The following is a 16401-nucleotide window of genomic DNA, read 5'->3' on the forward strand; positions in this document are numbered from 1 at the left end:
ACGGCGTTATCCTCCTTAGATGTACTACTTGTACAATCTGCAGTCGGTTGCCTTGTATCCGTTTTAGACTTCTTTGACTATATCAGTAGTAGACAGATAATAAAAAACCCACTATTAAATGATAGTGGGTTTTTTCTTGATTGATAGAGAAGATTTTAATAGCAGGTATAAATGGACGCTAAGAGTATTGTCTTTGGCGTAAGGTCTCATACAGACATAAAGACCCTGCAATCGCTACATTTAAGCTCTCTTGCCCGTTTGGCTGCGGTAATGCTATCGGCGTGGCACATTGCATTAGCTCGTCGCTAACGCCTTGGCCTTCATGACCCATAATCCAAGCCACAGGCGCAGATAAATCGTGATCGTAAATGATAGTATCTGTGTGTGAGCTAGTCGCCAAAAGCGGCACTTGTACGTGATCTAAAATAGCCTGCGTACTCAAGCCTTCATAGATAGTCAGGGCAAACTGTGCACCCATACCTGCTCGTAGCGTCTTGGGAGACCACGCTTGAGCGGTCGCACTGGTGCATAGGATGTTGCGGATACCAACGGCTGCTGCTGTGCGTAATAGCGTACCAACATTTCCGCTATCCTGCACGTCGTTCAAGATTAAGCAGTCTTCATCGATCATCGATAGACTAGGCGTTGGTACTTTGATTATCGCCATGATATCAATGCCAGTACCCAAGCTACGAATACTCTCATAGAGTGAGTTTGATAAAGTAAGAATGGGCGTATAAGTGGGCAGGCGAGTCAATACCTGCTGAACTTCAGGGTGGCTATGCGCTGACTCAGACAGTAGTATCTGGACGAAAGGATAGTCACTACGTAGCGCAGCATCTATCAAATGGACGCCTTCTATGACTGTCTGACCGTTCTTTTTACGCTGGCGTGCTTGGGATAACAGTGCTTTTACAAGCTTCACTGTTATGTTCTTATCTGAGGTAATCAGCTCGGTGGGATTTAATACCATAGTGGATCGCTTAGAGAAGAGTAAAGGAGTCGTTTAGATAACCAACACAATGCCTATTATTGATTTAGCATTATGTTGGCTACTCTTAACAGGTGCGTCAATCAATTATTTTTCAGAATAATTTACGTGTAAATCTTTCACATAATTGACTTCGTTTTTGCTACCGAGTACCACTGGTACACGCTGATGGATATCAGTCGGTTCGATATCTAAGATACGATTGACAGCGTCTGTCGCACCGCCACCCGCGCGTTCAATCAATAAACTCATTGGGTTGGCTTCATACATCAAGCGTAGTTTACCCGCTTTATGAGCATATTTGGTATCAAACGGATAAGTGAACAAACCACCGCGGCATAAGATACGATGGACGTCACCAACCATGGCGGCTACCCAGCGTGTATTGAAATCACGTCCACGTACCCCAGTCTCGCCAGCGATTAACTCATCAATATATTGCTGCATCGGCGCGCGCCAGTAGCGATAATTTGAGCTATTGATCGCATATTCGCTCGTATCGGCATCGATTTGCACATCGTCTTCTATCAGCACATAGACAGACGTCTCAGGATCTAAGCTAAACATCACGACTTTATCAGCGATGGTTAACGCTAGGACAGTAGAGGTACCATATAGCAGATAACCGGCTGCTAGCTGTTTATTGCCTGCTTGCAAATAGTCGCTGTTTTCACTGGTTTGACCTTGGCGCTCATACGGTAACACAGAAAAGATCGTACCCACTGCCATATTGATGTCGATATTTGATGAGCCATCTAATGGGTCAAATAGTACCAATAGGCTACCATCGTCATTAGCAGGGGTCGCGTCATCGAGCTCTTCTGACGCAACACCAGCACAATGTGCATTTTTTGCCAATGCATCTAGCAATAAGTCATTGGCCAGTACGTCTAATTTTTTCTGATCTTCGCCTTGGACGTTTTGGTTACCGGCTTCGCCCAGAATGTCTGCTAAAGCACCTTTTCTGAGCAATTGTGAAATTGTCTTGCCGACATCAGTGACGGTGGTAATCACGTCGTTAAGTGCAGGGCTAGTGGCATGTTGGTTTAGATAGTCTGCTAAGGTCGTCATAAGGCTTCCTAATAAAGGGTATGGAAAGTAAAAGAATGGATAGGTGTCAAAGTAAAGAAGTAGGAGGCATTTAGCACACCTGAAATAGGTAAATTCTTAAATAGCGAATACGGCATCTTTGTCCCAACCACAAAATCGGCTACACTATATCTATTGTTATTCATTTATAGTTTTGTCAGAATTATTCTCTATGAGAATACAGCATGTCTACTCACGCTTTCTGATTGTCTGCTGAGGCTATTTTTTGGTCGAGTTTGATTACGGTAAATTGTAGCAAATAAGCGTCAAAATGTCCTTTGTATCTATGCCTATCAGTGATAAATGATCGAACAAAGATGAATAAGTGATTACTATAGACTCATATAAACCCACAATAAAGACTCGCCATTATGTCAAACTCTATCGATAGTAGCGCTACACAACCAGTCTCACCGACTGATTATGCAAAATTTGATCCCAACACGATTCATCAAAGGCTCAATACCTCACTAAGTCGTCCGCAGCTCAACACCGATGGCAGTATCAGGCATTTCTTGGGTGTTGAAGGTCTTAATAAAGCACAGCTCAAAGCTATTATCGCAAAAGCAGAGACTTTCTTTGATGAAAATGGACAGCTAATCAATCGTCCTGAGTTAGACGGCTATACGGTCATGAATTTGTTCTTTGAACCATCGACTCGTACACGGACGACATTCGAGGTTGCCGAAAAACGCTTGGGTGCCAATGTACTCAATATCGATATCGAACGTTCTAGTACCAAAAAAGGCGAGAGTCTGCGTGATACGCTGTGGAATCTACAGGCAATGACCGCGGATATCTTTGTAGTTCGCCATTCAGCATCAGGTGCCGCGCATTTTATGGCGACAGAAGTGACGCCTGATATCGCAATTATTAACGGCGGTGATGGCTGGCATGCGCATCCTACTCAAGGAATGCTTGACATGTTGACCATTCACCGTGAAGCGCCGCGCCCATTTGAAGAGCTGTCTATCGCAATCGTTGGTGATATTAAGCACTCACGCGTGGCACGCTCTGATATTAGTGCACTGCAAACGCTAGGTGTGACAGACATCCGTGTTTGTGCGCCGCGCACTTTACTGCCTAAAGGTATCGAGCGTTTTGGCGTGCAAGTATATGAAAACATGGACGAGTGTGTCACCGACTGTGATGTGATCATGGGATTAAGAATACAAAATGAGCGTATTGGTTCGCCGCTATTGGCATCCTCAAGTGAATACTATAAGCATTATGGGATCACGCCAGAGCGAGTAGCTCTTGCCAAACCTGATGCATTAGTGATGCATCCAGGGCCGATGAATCGCGGTGTTGAGATTGCCTCTAGTGTGGCTGATGGCGCACAATCCGTTATCTTAAAGCAGGTAAATAACGGCATTGCCATTCGCATGGCGGTCTTGTCGCTTGCGATGGAAGGTCAACGTGCTCATCAAGCGGCTGGCAAGTAACAGGCTGCCGCGCGACTTATTCTCATTTATTTCATTTTATTGATACGGTAATAACGTTATGTCTACCATGCTTAATACGGATGCACCCATTCTTGACCATTTACCAAAAGCATTTAAAGATGCATTGCCGCAAGCCGCAACAGAAAAACTGTCTACACTCGAATCTGGCCGTGAGATGTGGTTATTACCACCACTAGTAGATCTATGCGCGCGCTTGCGTGAGCCAGGCCAACAGCAACACGGTACGCTAAAATCAGAAGGCAGCGCCGCCCGTGGTAATGGATTTTTACATGTAGTCACACCACCTGATACCAATCCTATTTTAGAAAATGGCTCACTCTTAAAAGGTTTACGTGAGCGCGCCTTAAGTGATGGCGGGATTTACTTGCATATTTTGGGTGCATTGACCACAGGGTTAGAGGGCGAACGACCGTCTAACATTGCAGGGCTCAAGAAGGGCGGCTGTATCGCAGTATCTAATGCGCGTAGACCTTTTCGCAATGATTTAGTATTGCTACGCACACTAGAGTACGCGGCGACTTTTGGCATGAAAGTATTCTTTTATCCTGATGAGCCAAGTCTGTCTGGAGATGGCGTAGCACATGAGGGCTATATTGCTTCTTATCATGGTCTGCAAGGAATACCTTGGATTGCGGAAACTGTTGCGTTGTCTACGCAGCTACTGATGGTGGAAGAGACCGGAATCGCTGCTCATTTTAGCCAGTTATCATGTAAGTCCTCTATCGAGCTAATGCGCTGGGCAAAAGACAAAGGTCTGCCTGTTACGTGTGATGTTGCGATGCATCAGCTGTACTTAACTGATGATAACTTAGAAGGTTTTAATGCTCAGGCATATGTGTTACCACCACTGCGTAGTAACACGGACCAGCAGGCAATCCGCCGCGGATTAAAAGATGGCACTATCGACGCTATCTGTAGTCATCACGAGCCACTGAATAGTACCGCCAAAAAAGCACCGTTTGCTGAGAGTACGCCCGGTATCTCAAACTTTGATACGTTTATGGCGTTGGCTTGTCAGCTGGTCAATGATGAGGTATTAACACTCTCGCAATTAGTAGATAAAATCTGCCTGAATCCTGCAAAAATCGCAGGTATTAGCGAGCAGTATGAAGCTATCGGCGGTGCAGTATTAGTCGATCCTAACCTTGAGTGGCAAGTAACGGCACAATCTATGCTATCAAGTGGTAAAAACACGCCATTTTTCAATCAGCAGTTGCAAGGACGTGTTGTGGAGACATTCTTTGGCTAATTTGCCCCGACAGGATGACCGTCTGCCGCCATCCTTGAAGGATAAAGGGGTTACTATGAATGGTCAGCAAGAAAAATCGCGCAGTACGGCGAGTGAGTCTATCAAAGCGGTGGCCATTTATGAGGTAGTCAAAGGTGTTGGTGCGTTACTAGGAGCAGGGGCATTATGGTGGTGGCATACCAATCTTGAGCATTGGCTGACGACCGCAACCGTTACTTGGCAGCACAGTTTCGGCCATATGCTTGCCCCGCAAATTGACAGTGCCGTACGTATTGCTCAGCAGGCAAGTAAAAACTGGCCGATGTTTTTATTATTGATATTCGCTTATGCCAGTTTGCGCTTCCTCGAAGCCTATGGCTTATGGCACGACAAAACATGGGCGTATTGGTTTGGGGTATTAGGCTACGGGGTATTTATTCCTATAGAAATTTACTATCTGATCGTTAGCCCGTTTGACTGGTTTAAGCTTGGGATATTGGTTTCTAATCTGCTCATTATTATTGTGGTTTATCGTAATATGAAACGAAAGGGCTTGATATAGCGTTTAAATTTAAGTCAAAAAATCCAGCATAAGACAAGTATCTGATACTGGATTTTTTGTGCCTGCTATATTTTTCGTTTATACGTCTACTGTTTTTTCATCTTTACGAATGCTTTTAGCGACTTTTCCAACGCTCAGGCCTTGTACCAAGATAGAGAAAATAACCACTGCATAAGTGAGTGCCAATAGAATCTCTCGTTCAGCTCCGATAGGTAGCTGTAATACTAACGCGACTGAGATACCTCCGCGTAAACCACCCCACGTTAGGACTTTCCATGCGCCCGTAGGCAAATCAAGCTGACGGTGAAAGGTCTTGGTCGTCATGCCTACCACGATAAACCGGGCAACGAGCGCAATCAAAATGGTCAAACCACTAGCAATAAATAAATTGCCTGAATAAGCAATCATCACCACTTCTAGACCGATGAGCACAAACAAAATGGCGTTTAAAATCTCATCAATCAATTCCCAAAACAAATCAATATAGTGCCGTGTCTTGTCACTCATGGCTAGCTCGCGACCACGATTACCAACCATCAGACCCATCATAACCATGGCAAGTGGCCCTGATAAATGCCAATGACTGGCCAGCGCGTAGCCACCAATGACACCTGCTAATGTTAATAGCACCTCTTCTTGATAGCTATCAATGCTCTTGAGCAAGTAATACAAAATCGCACCAAGCACCAGTCCGAATATAACGCCGCCACCAGCTTCAACCGCCAAAGTATGTGCGACGTAGTTGGCAGTAGGAATATCACCGCTAGATAAAATCCCTAGCAATAAAACGAAGATAACCACGCCGATACCATCGTTGAACAATGACTCGCCAGCGATGACGGTCTCGATGCTCTTTGGAGCGCCTGCTGACGACAAAATACCCATGACGGCAATAGGATCGGTAGGGGAGATAAGTGCCCCAAACAACAGGCACCAGAGAAACGGTAGGCCAAAACCAAACAACGGCAGCATAAAATAAATCGCGGTCGCAATGAGTAGCGCCGATATGATCGTACCAAGTCCGGCAAGGATGCCGATAGGTAACTTGTAACGTCTTAAATCACCAATATTGACGTGTAATGCGCCTGCAAATAGCAACATCGACAGCATACCGTCTAAGAGTACTTCGGTAAAATCAAGCTGCTCCAATAAACTGACTTCGTAATCAATCAGCTGATCAAACCCTAAGAAGCCCAAAAATATCGCGCCGATTGACAATAAGATAGAGATGACCATGACACCGATAGTGGTCGGCAAACCAATAAAACGGTGATTGATATAAGTTAATGAAGCGGTAATCGATAAAAATATGGCGCTGATTTCTAGTATGGTGAGGCTGGTTGCAGATGCCATAAAAAGTAGGTCTCATATGAATATAAAAAATATCTAAAGCGCAGGGCTTCTAGGATCGTTATAAGTGTTGCTAGCTATAGGTATTGTGATTATAAGTAATGTGTTTATAAAGGCTGATATTGCTATTTATTTAAACAGCTAATTGGTCATAACATTAACTAGACTGTGTCTGTAACGCTTGACGAATATCGGCTTCAAAATCACTCACGTAATTAAAATGCTTGTGCTGCGCATCGTTATCAAGAATAAACTGCTTGGCTTGTTCGCACATAGCGACCAAATCATCAACCAATTCTTGATAATTTAAATTCTCTTCACCAGCGCGCTGAATCAGATGCAATTCATGTAATAGCGTTTGCTGCTGTGCGCTGTTTACCCGTGCATAGTTCAAATTGACCATTGCCTGACATAATGCTTTTAAGACCATTAGGTCAGCAGCTGCATAACGACGTATCTCACCGAGTGACACATTGATAAAGTCAGAAATTTTGGGTATATGAGTGACTAGTGCCAATATGGCCAGTCGCTTCTGTTTGATAGTAGTTTCAGAGCTATCGTTAGTGTCTGATTGCGGTATGTGAAAATGATAAGGGCTTGGTGGCTGACGACGCATCATGATACTCAGACAGCTGGTTAGAGATTGAACGCAATTGACCGCAGTCTTTGGATCATTGATACCAGGGGACAGTGCGCGTACAGCAATTTCCGTCATTTGACCTAAGCTATAGGCAATGTCGTTAGAGTGCGCCAATCGTTGCTCAAGTCGTAGGCAACCTGCAAGACGTTGCCAAAACAGTCCATCGGGCGATCTCGGAATTACTGCCAGATGCGGGGTCGCTGTCCTTTGGCGATTATTTGGATGAGATGCAGGCCGCTGATAAAAGTAACCAATGACGTTTTTGTCAGTGACGTAATTACCGAGGTTGACATGCATTTGTACCACGCCACCATAATCCTGTGACAGCGCAATCAATGATTCAAGATAAATCTGCTGTAGATAACCTGAATTTGGTGAATAAATCGGCATAGCAGGCCAGTTTTGGAACTGCTCGATATCATGGTGCTCAGCATCGCGTTGATGTTGAATATCACATCGATCGTTATACCAATAGTAAATGTTTGCAATTGCATCGTTGCTAGCATTTTGAATGACGTGTGACGCCTGAATAGCATGCACCATATGCTGTACAAAATAAACCAAGAGCAGCGCACAGATAATCGCCATGATAATGGCAAAGGTCACTGCCAATTGCGGCACACCAAAAGCCACGTCAGACTTATGGATAGACTTTAGTACCAGTAAGCTATAGCTAAATGTACCGATAAAAGCGCCAAGGACAAACTGATTTGGTGTGTCGGTCAAAAAGTTACGTAGCAGTCTTGGACCAAACTGTGAGGATGCCATCGACAGGACGGCGATTGTAATCGAAAACGTCGTACCCGCCACGCCCAGTACCGCACCAGCGATGGCTGTCATAATCGCGCGCGCCGCTTCGTCATCACCAGTAAAGGCAAAGGAGATCTCTTTTACCGTTTCACGATCAAAATGCTGATCAATCGCGACTAGTAAAGGAGCAAGCAAAATACCCACGATGACACAAACGGTTGGGATAAACCAATAGGAGCCAATCAGCCACTGCCACAAATTATTTAAGCGATCAGGCAAGTCGGTCAGCGTTTGTATTGACCACAACTTAGTGAACTGCTTGAGCCTGTTTTGACCTGCATTGATCGTACGTGTCCAGATGCTGTCTCCATCATTTTTATTCACTGTGTTGAGCCTTAGGGTTATCTGCTTCTGTAATAATAGCGTTTTTATGCGTACGTCTTGTCATATCTGTCTTAGCATGACTCTCACTAGTCCCTAGAGGTATGATGGCTTCATTGTCGTGATCATCATATTCAATATCACTGTCTTTGTCATAAGCCATAGGCTCTAGGTGCGGTGATGCTTCTAGATGTGGATCATTACCGTTGTAAGCACTCTCACCATGTCTATTTAGATTATCATGTCGTTGTACGTTTTCAGTGGCGGCAGAGGTTTTTCTAAATAGTTTACGGTCATCGCCATGCTTGCTAGTAGATTGTTTACGAGGTTCGCTATTGGCAAAGATAGCATTTAGCGGCAGATGCAGTTGCTGTTTGGCATACGCTTCAGTATTCTCAAAACGTTTTACCAATAAACTCAGCCAAGGTTTTTGACCTTCCAATTTCATCTCATCCAACTCGTCCTTGATAGGAAGTGGGTAGGGCAAGGTACGATAAAAGTCCCATAACGTCATCCTACTCAGGTCTCTTTTGAGTACATAGTCTTCATCATCTGTCATGGTAATCAGATTGCTGTCTTGTAGGTAGTTGATATAGGTATACCATTTTGGCAGCTCTTTGCGACCTAAGACATTACGCAGTGCTTGCTCGCTAACAGCTTCACCTTTTAAGTGGTGGGTATAAACCAAATTCAACATGTCTAACAAGCTGAGTAACGGGTGACGAGGGTAGACTTCTTCTGTCTCAAAAATCGTCAAGGTATAACTGATTTCAACGCCTAATAAAATCAAATTCCACGACAGATAAATCCATAGTAGAAAGATAGGCAGTGCAGCAAAGGCACCGTAAATCGCTTCGTAGCTGGTAAAGTTAGCCATTACTGTACCAAACAGATGCTTCATTAATTCAAAGACAATGGCCACAAACACGCCAGCGATGGCTGCATTTTTTGCCGGTACGCGCGCCTTTGGAATAAACCAGTACATACCGATAAAGCCCGCCATCGTAATACCAATCGATGCCATTTGTACCCAAAAGCTCCAGTCGATACCGTAGCCTGCAATTTGACGATTGAGAAAGCTCAGACTCTGTACAGTACTGGAAGCGATAAAAGCGGTACCCAATACCAAAGGTCCCAAAGTAACGATAGTCCAATAGCGCAGCATGCTTTTGATACCACCCGAGCGGTCTTCTACTCGCCAAATCTGGTTAAACGCGCGCTCAATAGTGGTCAAGGTCATGATAGTCGTAAAGAATAAAATCATGGCACCGATGATGGTTAGATTGGATGACTTTTCGGCGAAGCTATTAATATACTCACTAACTTGCATGCTCGATTGCGGTAACAGATTGCTATAGATGACGTCATAAATCTGCGCTCTAACCGATGCGAGTGCTGGTACGGATGACAAAATCATCAGTAATACCGTCAATACAGGCACGATCGACAGCATAGTAGTGTATGTCAGTGAAGCTGCCTTTTGCTGGCAATTATCTTCAAAAAAATGCCGAGTCAAAAACCGTAAAAACTGAAACCAGCGCTGTTGTAAAAACGGGAGTTTTTGAGATAATTTTTCCATGTCGACCATTAAGCAAAAGTAAGAGTGACAATAGTGTAACAAAGATGAACGGTTATCATCTGCGGTTTAATTGTGTCAAAATGCACCGCGTAGCACATCAGATACAATATAAGTCAGGTTATCAATCATGGTTATTTGCATGACAGTGAATGACTCGGGCATAATGTGCACATATTCTACAATGCCAGTTAGTCGTATATTTCGCCGCATTTTTGGTGGCCAGTACGACTGACGTTTTTATAAGGAAGCTTTGCTAATGAGTCAGACCGACCCTTATGTTTTGGTGCTTTATTATTCTAATTACGGTACGACTAAGACATTAGCATATGCTATCGCTCAAGGTATTGAAGATGCTGGCATGACTGCGCGTATCCGTACGGTACCGACAGTGGCACCTGAAACCACGTCAAGCAAGCCTGCGATACCTGATGAAGGCGACTTGTACTGTACGATGGACGATCTAAAAGACTGTAGCGGTCTAGCGCTTGGTAGCCCAACGCATTTTGGTAATATGGCCGCACCCATGAAATATTTTTGGGATAATACCGTGACTTTATGGCTGGCAGGGAACCTACAAAACAAACCAGCCTCAGTGTTTACGGCGACAGGTTCCATGCATGGTGGCCAAGAAACAACATTGTTGACGATGATGTTGCCGTTGATGCACCATGGTATGGTCATCGTAGGGGTGCCTTATGCAGAGCCAGCATTGAACCGCACTCATCGCGGTGGCACGCCTTATGGTGCCAGTCATGTCAGCGGAGCATCGCATGATCAGCCAGTATCTGCTGATGAGCGAGATTTGGGTATTGCGCAGGGACGCCGTTTAGCGATTACTGCGGCTGCATTAGCACAGGCTAATTGGAACCGATAAGTAACTTTTATAAACCTGCGGTCTAGAAGCGTCTGAGTCTCAAAGTCTATGATTGCTTGCGTATAACAAAGAACTACTTATTAATGTTAAGCATTATATTATTCATTTAGGAAATCAAAATATCTAATGGCCACAACCCGCTCTAATACAAAGCCTCTTAAAACGGTTAAGCCTATCGCACCTATTGCACAGCGCTTGAAGATTACGTGGTTAATTTGGCTCGTTTATAGATTGCTTGGACTGCCTATTTTTATTAACGTATTCAACCCTAGCAGCCCTGATATCGTTGGCGGTATTGCTTGGCAGGCGTTATGGCTAGTGCCAGCGTTGATTTTGACGCCATGGATATTGCGCGGTCGTTCCCCTTATGCGTTGTTGATAAGCAGTATGTTTACCTTAGTATATTTGGGTGCAAGTGGCGTGGTGCTGTTTACTCGTATATATGGCAGTAGCTGGGCAGAAATCGCCGTATACTTAGCGGATTTCCTACTACTACTTGCTATTAATGTTTGGCTATTTATTTTGCTCAAACGTTTGCCTTCGATGAACAACGTTGTGAAGAAACCTCGTCAATAATTGAACTTACCTGAAGCCTAATAAATTATACCTATCAATCTAAAACCATAAAAAAGCGGCGCCCCATCTGGGGCGCCGCTTTTCTGTTTATAACTTTCAAGATAAGTAGATTAGTTAATCTTAGTTAATTCTAAATCCATTTTCTTACCATCGTTAATTTGGCTAACTTTAACTGGCATATAGTCCAAGCTTGGGGCTAACCAAAAGCTAGTAGAGCGGCTATCGTCATCGTGGACGCGGTCAACACGTACTGTATCAAAGGTACCCGCTGGTACGGTAATCTTAGTACTGCCTGATTTTTTAAATGGCGTCTTCTCGATTTTGTCTTTTTTTGCCATGTAGTAGTTACCAGAGAATTTACCGTTTAATAAATCCTGACGAATCTGTACCTCAAGGCTCAAATCATCAAAGGCTTGTTGCGACATGTTCATAGTCGTCGACTTGCCCTTATAGTTACTAGTGACTTTTTTGCTGCTTGGGTTGAAGTCTAGTTTATGCGTGCGACCCATGCCAAGTAGTTTGTAAGTGGTGCTCGCCTGTGTGGGGCTAACGTTGTTGCCATTAAGCGTAAAAGTGCTGTTTTGCGAGGCACTCGCCACACCAGCGACGCGAGCCTTAACGTTATATTTCCACGTATTACCAGATTTGCTTAACGTACGAGTTGCTGTGCCTTTGTACTTGTCCTCAACGGTAAAACTATAATCGGCAGTCGATGGTTGAACAGTTTTTGCGCTGGCAAGGGTAGGTGCGGTCATACTCAAAGCTCCAACAGTAGAGATACTGATGCCTGTTACTAAGGCAGATAAAAATTTAGATGGACTGCGTTTTGCGTTATTAGCATTATCAACATTGTCGCTTGATGATTTCTTGTGCATTGATGAAAAACTCATAGATACCCCTTCATTAATTTATTGCCAATATAGCAACTTTTATCGTTCGTTCTTATTATGTTTACCAGACCTATAATGGTCATACGCTGTTACATTTTCAAGCGTGATGTCATACCGCTTCGTGTAGTGCGTGTAGCAAATGTTTCTATAGTTAATTTGGTATTGGTCAAAATATAAATTCAGCTCGTCAATATCTTTAAATATTCCTACTTCTTGTCCTTTGTCTAACTAGCATACTGACTCTATTAAACGTGATGCATCGATACGAGCTGTTGATTGATGAATTTTTGCAAAATAATCTTGTAAATTTTTGGGCTTTACACTTGAACCGAACTCACCTTGCCCCCACTTTTTGTTACAAGCTCAAGGCTTATCTATAAAGCGTTGTTTTTGGCAGTGTTCCCTATAGATACTGGTTTTGAGACCATTAATTCAAATAAACCCTTAATTTTATTAACCAACTTTTGGAGTCATATCGATGAACATTCGTCCTTTACATGACCGTATTGTCGTCCGCCGCATAGAAGAAGAAACAAAGACTGCTGGTGGTATCTTGCTTCCTGGTTCAGCACAAGAGAAACCTTCACAAGGTGAAGTGCTTGCAGTTGGTAATGGTCAAGTTCGTGACAATGGTGAAACTCGTGCGTTAGATGTAAAAGCTGGCGACAAAGTTTTGTTCGGTCAATATGCTGGTCAAACCGTAAAGGTTGACGGTGAAGAACTATTGATTATGAAAGAGTCTGATGTATTGGGTGTGCTAGAAGGCTAGTCCTTTTGAGTATTATTTTATACTCAGCACATTTTGATAGCAGTTTCTGATAATCGCTTTTGATAAGCAACTATCAAATCAATCAATTGTATTCTCATACTTATAATAGTGGAGTAATTTAACATGGCAAAAGACGTAAAATTCGGCATTGATGCCCGTAAACAAATGATGGACGGCGTAAACGTTCTAGCAAATGCAGTACGTGTAACACTAGGCCCTAAAGGTCGTAACGTTGTTATCGACAAATCATTTGGCGCACCTACCATCACTAAAGATGGTGTTTCAGTTGCCAAAGAAATCGAGCTAGAAAACAAATTTGAAAACATGGGTGCACAGTTGGTACGTGAAGTGGCTAGTCGCACTAATGATGTCGCTGGTGATGGTACAACCACTGCAACGGTATTGGCTCAGTCAATCCTACAAGAAGGCATGAAGTCAGTTGCTGCTGGCATGAACCCAATGGATCTTAAGCGCGGTATCGACAAAGCGGTACGTGAAGCGGTTAAAGAAATCCATAGACTATCAACGCCAGCTGACGATCACAAAGCAATTGCTCAAGTTGGTTCTATTTCTGCAAACTCAGACACCAAAATCGGTGAGCTGATCTCGCAAGCGATGGAAAAAGTAGGCAAGCAAGGCGTTATCACTGTTGAAGAAGGTTCAAGCTTCGAAGATACCCTAGAAGTTGTAGAAGGTATGCAGTTTGATCGTGGTTATATCAGCCCATACTTTGCTAACAAGCAAGACAGCCTAACTGCTGAATTTGAAAACCCATATATCTTGCTAGTTGACAAAAAAATCAGCAACATCCGTGAAATCGTGCCATTACTTGAGCAAGTAATGCAGCAGAGTAAGCCGTTGCTAATCATCGCTGAAGATGTAGAAAACGAAGCACTAGCGACACTAGTTGTAAACAACATGCGTGGCGGCTTGAAAACTTGTGCCGTTAAAGCACCAGGTTTCGGCGATCGTCGTAAAGCAATGTTAGAAGACATCGCAACGCTAACGGGCGGTACTGTGATCTCTGAAGAGATTGGCCTAAGCTTAGAGACTGCTACTCTAGAGCAACTTGGTACTGCTAAGAAAGTCACTGTCGGTAAAGAAAACACGGTTATCGTTGATGGCGCTGGTAACAAAGCTGACATCGAAAACCGTGTTGAGTCTATTAATCGTCAGATCGCTGAATCTACTTCTGACTATGACAAAGAAAAGCTACAAGAACGCGTTGCGAAACTAGCAGGCGGCGTAGCAGTAATCAAAGTTGGCGCAGCGACTGAAACAGAAATGAAAGAGAAGAAAGACCGTGTTGACGATGCGCTACATGCAACTCGTGCAGCGGTTGAAGAAGGCGTTGTACCTGGCGGTGGTGTTGCGTTAGTTCGTGCGATGAATGCACTATCTGAGCTAAAAGGCGACAACGATGACCAAGATGCTGGTGTCAATATCCTACGCCGTGCGATGGAAGCACCATTACGTCAAATCGTCACCAACGCTGGCGAAGAAGCATCAGTTGTCGTAAATGCAGTAAAAAATGGCACTGGTAACTACGGCTACAATGCTGCCTCTGGTGAATACGGTGATATGCTTGAGATGGGTATCCTTGATCCAGCGAAAGTATCTCGTTCAGCACTAGAGAATGCAGCGTCTGTTGCTGGTCTCATGCTGACCACAGAAGCGATGATTACTGATTTGCCACAAGGTGATGATGGTATGGCTGCGATGGGCGGCGCTGGTGGAATGGGCGGTATGGGTGGAATGGGCGGCATGATGTAATTTATGCCTCGACTGAATTTGTACGATGTTGTTAACCTCGTTCGATGTACTATAAGTACAATCCTTACTCGGTTGCCTAGTCGTACTGCTTCAGTCAACCCATAAATCGCTTTTCGCTAAAAGTATAATTTCGTCATACAGTCTATTTGACTATTAAAAGCTCTGTTATCAAAAGATAGCAGGGCTTTTTTTATGGGGGATACAAGAATATGCATGATATTTAGCTTATGTTAGGCCAAAAACGCTGAGACACTTGCATTATCATTGACCAGTCGTAGCGATAGCAATATTGAGTAAGATTTCCTATTGATGAGTTATTCGTATATAGTCATAGTAGCGAATATATTCGCTATACGCCTTTTATAATGTGTCATCATTCAAATCAAAAGGAATATAACTATGAAAATCTTAACCACGCTGACGGCATTAACCGCATTAGCGCTGTTTTCTGCGCCCAGTTCAGCAGAGTATAAATTTCAAAATAGTGTGCAAACCTCTCAAAAAGCAATCAGTTTGTCTCAAGCTGAGCGACCAATGACCATGCAGTTAGTATTTAACAATAAAGAGCGCTACACAAGCGAAAAAGAGATTTATGAAAAAGTTATGAGAGGTGCCAAAGCAAATGGCTTTGAGCTTAAAGAGGTAGAAGCAATGAAAATCGCTCATATCGTTGACGGCGCTTTAGACAATGAGCCACCAGAAGCGGCTTCTATTAATATAAAAGTCACTATCCATTTAAAACGACCCATCAAGATAGAAGTTGAGATTTCCCTGTAATACAGTAAATACAAATCTATTGTTAATAAGCTATCTACTATGAACGACTTACTTACGCCTCTAAAATAAAGCCCTAATAATATTTTCATATTAGGGCTTTATAGTTGATGCTCATTAAATCCTCTATTGATCTGTCATATCTCGTCTCAACGTTCATATCGTACTTTCAAACACTTCTTTGGTCTTGCTACTCAATAATGATTAAGTGAGACATTGTGCTGCTAGACGGTATAAAAGAATCTCACACAAAAATAGGTAGAGTCGTTTTCTTAATTACCTTTCTCTCTGATAAATGAGTATGTATGTCTTTTACGCTAGCAAGTTTATTTAACTTACGTGTGAAGCGCTCATAACCATCGAGATTGGGGCTAACCACTTCCAATAAATAATCATAAGAACCCGATACCACATGTCCGTTAATGACCTCGTCCATATTGGACAGAGCGCGTTCGAAAGCTGCGATAGATTCTTCTTGGTGGCTGTTGAGACTGACCTCCACAAAGAAACTCATCATAATGCCCGCTTTGGCTTTATTGATGTTCGCTTGATAGTTCTCTATATAACCTTCGTCCTCCAAACGTTTGAGGCGTCGCGCACAGGGAGAAGGTGATAGCCCTACGCGTTCGGACAGTTCCGCCGTAGATAAGCGCGCTTCTTTTTGGAGTACTTCCAAGATATGGCGATCAATTTTATCCATAATTTACCT

The 16401-nt window shown here is 43.5% G+C and carries 15 protein-coding genes; 8 read left to right on the plus strand and 7 right to left on the minus strand.

All coding sequences use genetic code 11. From position 1 onward, the window contains the following. Positions 1-178: 178 nt before the first annotated feature. Both QO187_RS09735 and QO187_RS09740 read right to left on the minus strand, forming a co-directional pair. On the minus strand, positions 179-973 hold the full coding sequence (locus tag QO187_RS09735) for an RNA methyltransferase (protein WP_102093280.1): 795 nt from the start codon (positions 971-973) through the stop codon (positions 179-181). 105 nt (positions 974-1078) lie between these two features. Beyond that, on the minus strand, positions 1079-2062 hold the full coding sequence (locus QO187_RS09740; protein ID WP_371548190.1) for a class 1 fructose-bisphosphatase: 984 nt from the start codon (positions 2060-2062) through the stop codon (positions 1079-1081). Positions 2063-2451: 389 nt separating this feature from the next. On the opposite strand from QO187_RS09740, the gene QO187_RS09745 reads away from it, so the two are divergent. The 3 genes from QO187_RS09745 to QO187_RS09755 are packed head-to-tail and all read left to right on the plus strand — an operon-like array spanning position 2452 to position 5336. Next, complete coding sequence (locus QO187_RS09745) at positions 2452-3525, plus strand: aspartate carbamoyltransferase catalytic subunit (protein ID WP_114701674.1); 1074 nt, start codon at positions 2452-2454, stop codon at positions 3523-3525. Between the two features lie 58 nt (positions 3526-3583). Continuing rightward, positions 3584-4795, plus strand: coding sequence for a dihydroorotase (locus QO187_RS09750; RefSeq protein ID WP_371548193.1), 1212 nt, complete (start codon positions 3584-3586; stop codon positions 4793-4795). 55 nt (positions 4796-4850) lie between these two features. Then, a complete protein-coding gene (locus QO187_RS09755) occupies positions 4851-5336 on the plus strand; it encodes a DUF2127 domain-containing protein (RefSeq protein ID WP_371548220.1) in 486 nt (161 codons plus the stop codon). A 78-nt stretch (positions 5337-5414) separates the two neighbouring features. On the opposite strand, the gene QO187_RS09760 is transcribed toward QO187_RS09755, so the two are convergent. From QO187_RS09760 to QO187_RS09770, 3 genes are all read right to left on the minus strand, one after another. Beyond that, entirely contained in the window at positions 5415-6689 is a 1275-nt protein-coding gene (locus tag QO187_RS09760; protein ID WP_371548195.1) for a cation:proton antiporter, read from the minus strand. A gap of 154 nt (positions 6690-6843) precedes the next feature. Continuing rightward, positions 6844-8460: a DUF2254 domain-containing protein gene (locus QO187_RS09765; protein ID WP_371548196.1), complete on the minus strand. Its 1617-nt coding sequence runs from the start codon at positions 8458-8460 to the stop codon at positions 6844-6846. Next, positions 8453-10036, minus strand: a complete 1584-nt coding sequence (locus QO187_RS09770) for a YihY/virulence factor BrkB family protein (protein WP_371548198.1) — start codon at positions 10034-10036, stop codon at positions 8453-8455. The genes QO187_RS09765 and QO187_RS09770 overlap by 8 nt, the downstream gene beginning before the upstream one ends. A gap of 256 nt (positions 10037-10292) precedes the next feature. Between QO187_RS09770 and wrbA the strand changes: the two genes are divergently transcribed. Both wrbA and QO187_RS09780 read left to right on the plus strand, forming a co-directional pair. Beyond that, a complete protein-coding gene (gene wrbA, locus QO187_RS09775) occupies positions 10293-10910 on the plus strand; it encodes an NAD(P)H:quinone oxidoreductase (RefSeq protein ID WP_160022606.1) in 618 nt (205 codons plus the stop codon). Positions 10911-11036: 126 nt separating this feature from the next. Then, on the plus strand, positions 11037-11486 hold the full coding sequence (locus tag QO187_RS09780; protein WP_371548201.1) for a hypothetical protein: 450 nt from the start codon (positions 11037-11039) through the stop codon (positions 11484-11486). A gap of 110 nt (positions 11487-11596) precedes the next feature. Here QO187_RS09780 and QO187_RS09785 read toward each other — a convergent pair whose 3' ends face one another. After that, on the minus strand, positions 11597-12376 hold the full coding sequence (locus tag QO187_RS09785) for a DUF3108 domain-containing protein (RefSeq protein ID WP_296207610.1): 780 nt from the start codon (positions 12374-12376) through the stop codon (positions 11597-11599). A 478-nt stretch (positions 12377-12854) separates the two neighbouring features. Here QO187_RS09785 and groES point away from each other — a divergent pair, with 478 nt between their 5' ends. The 3 genes from groES (at position 12855) to QO187_RS09800 (ending at position 15695) form a co-directional block, all read left to right on the plus strand. Further along, positions 12855-13145: a co-chaperone GroES gene (gene groES, locus QO187_RS09790; protein WP_057758860.1), complete on the plus strand. Its 291-nt coding sequence runs from the start codon at positions 12855-12857 to the stop codon at positions 13143-13145. A 123-nt stretch (positions 13146-13268) separates the two neighbouring features. Continuing rightward, positions 13269-14918: a chaperonin GroEL gene (groL, locus tag QO187_RS09795; protein WP_371548203.1), complete on the plus strand. Its 1650-nt coding sequence runs from the start codon at positions 13269-13271 to the stop codon at positions 14916-14918. A 399-nt stretch (positions 14919-15317) separates the two neighbouring features. Beyond that, positions 15318-15695, plus strand: a complete 378-nt coding sequence (locus tag QO187_RS09800) for a hypothetical protein (RefSeq protein WP_201549335.1) — start codon at positions 15318-15320, stop codon at positions 15693-15695. Positions 15696-15936: 241 nt separating this feature from the next. On the opposite strand, the gene QO187_RS09805 is transcribed toward QO187_RS09800, so the two are convergent. Continuing rightward, positions 15937-16392: an Lrp/AsnC family transcriptional regulator gene (locus QO187_RS09805; RefSeq protein ID WP_371548205.1), complete on the minus strand. Its 456-nt coding sequence runs from the start codon at positions 16390-16392 to the stop codon at positions 15937-15939. Positions 16393-16401 lie beyond the last annotated feature (9 nt).

Origin of the sequence: Psychrobacter sp. Arc9 (assembly GCF_041431295.1) — a bacterium.
Taxonomy (GTDB): domain Bacteria; phylum Pseudomonadota; class Gammaproteobacteria; order Pseudomonadales; family Moraxellaceae; genus Psychrobacter.

Excerpts from the sequence above, each read along its gene's own strand:
- QO187_RS09770 (WP_371548198.1), bottom strand. The coding sequence starts at position 10,036 with ATGGAAAAATTATCTCAAAAACTCCCGTTTTTACAACAGCGCTGGTTT.
- QO187_RS09780 (WP_371548201.1), top strand. The coding sequence starts at position 11,037 with ATGGCCACAACCCGCTCTAATACAAAGCCTCTTAAAACGGTTAAGCCT.
- wrbA (WP_160022606.1), top strand. The coding sequence starts at position 10,293 with ATGAGTCAGACCGACCCTTATGTTTTGGTGCTTTATTATTCTAATTAC.
- QO187_RS09800 (WP_201549335.1), top strand. The coding sequence starts at position 15,318 with ATGAAAATCTTAACCACGCTGACGGCATTAACCGCATTAGCGCTGTTT.
- QO187_RS09750 (WP_371548193.1), top strand. The coding sequence starts at position 3,584 with ATGTCTACCATGCTTAATACGGATGCACCCATTCTTGACCATTTACCA.
- QO187_RS09805 (WP_371548205.1), bottom strand. The coding sequence starts at position 16,392 with ATGGATAAAATTGATCGCCATATCTTGGAAGTACTCCAAAAAGAAGCG.
- QO187_RS09760 (WP_371548195.1), bottom strand. The coding sequence starts at position 6,689 with ATGGCATCTGCAACCAGCCTCACCATACTAGAAATCAGCGCCATATTT.
- groL (WP_371548203.1), top strand. The coding sequence starts at position 13,269 with ATGGCAAAAGACGTAAAATTCGGCATTGATGCCCGTAAACAAATGATG.
- QO187_RS09745 (WP_114701674.1), top strand. The coding sequence starts at position 2,452 with ATGTCAAACTCTATCGATAGTAGCGCTACACAACCAGTCTCACCGACT.
- QO187_RS09785 (WP_296207610.1), bottom strand. The coding sequence starts at position 12,376 with ATGAGTTTTTCATCAATGCACAAGAAATCATCAAGCGACAATGTTGAT.
- groES (WP_057758860.1), top strand. The coding sequence starts at position 12,855 with ATGAACATTCGTCCTTTACATGACCGTATTGTCGTCCGCCGCATAGAA.
- QO187_RS09755 (WP_371548220.1), top strand. The coding sequence starts at position 4,851 with ATGAATGGTCAGCAAGAAAAATCGCGCAGTACGGCGAGTGAGTCTATC.
- QO187_RS09740 (WP_371548190.1), bottom strand. The coding sequence starts at position 2,062 with ATGACGACCTTAGCAGACTATCTAAACCAACATGCCACTAGCCCTGCA.
- QO187_RS09735 (WP_102093280.1), bottom strand. The coding sequence starts at position 973 with ATGGTATTAAATCCCACCGAGCTGATTACCTCAGATAAGAACATAACA.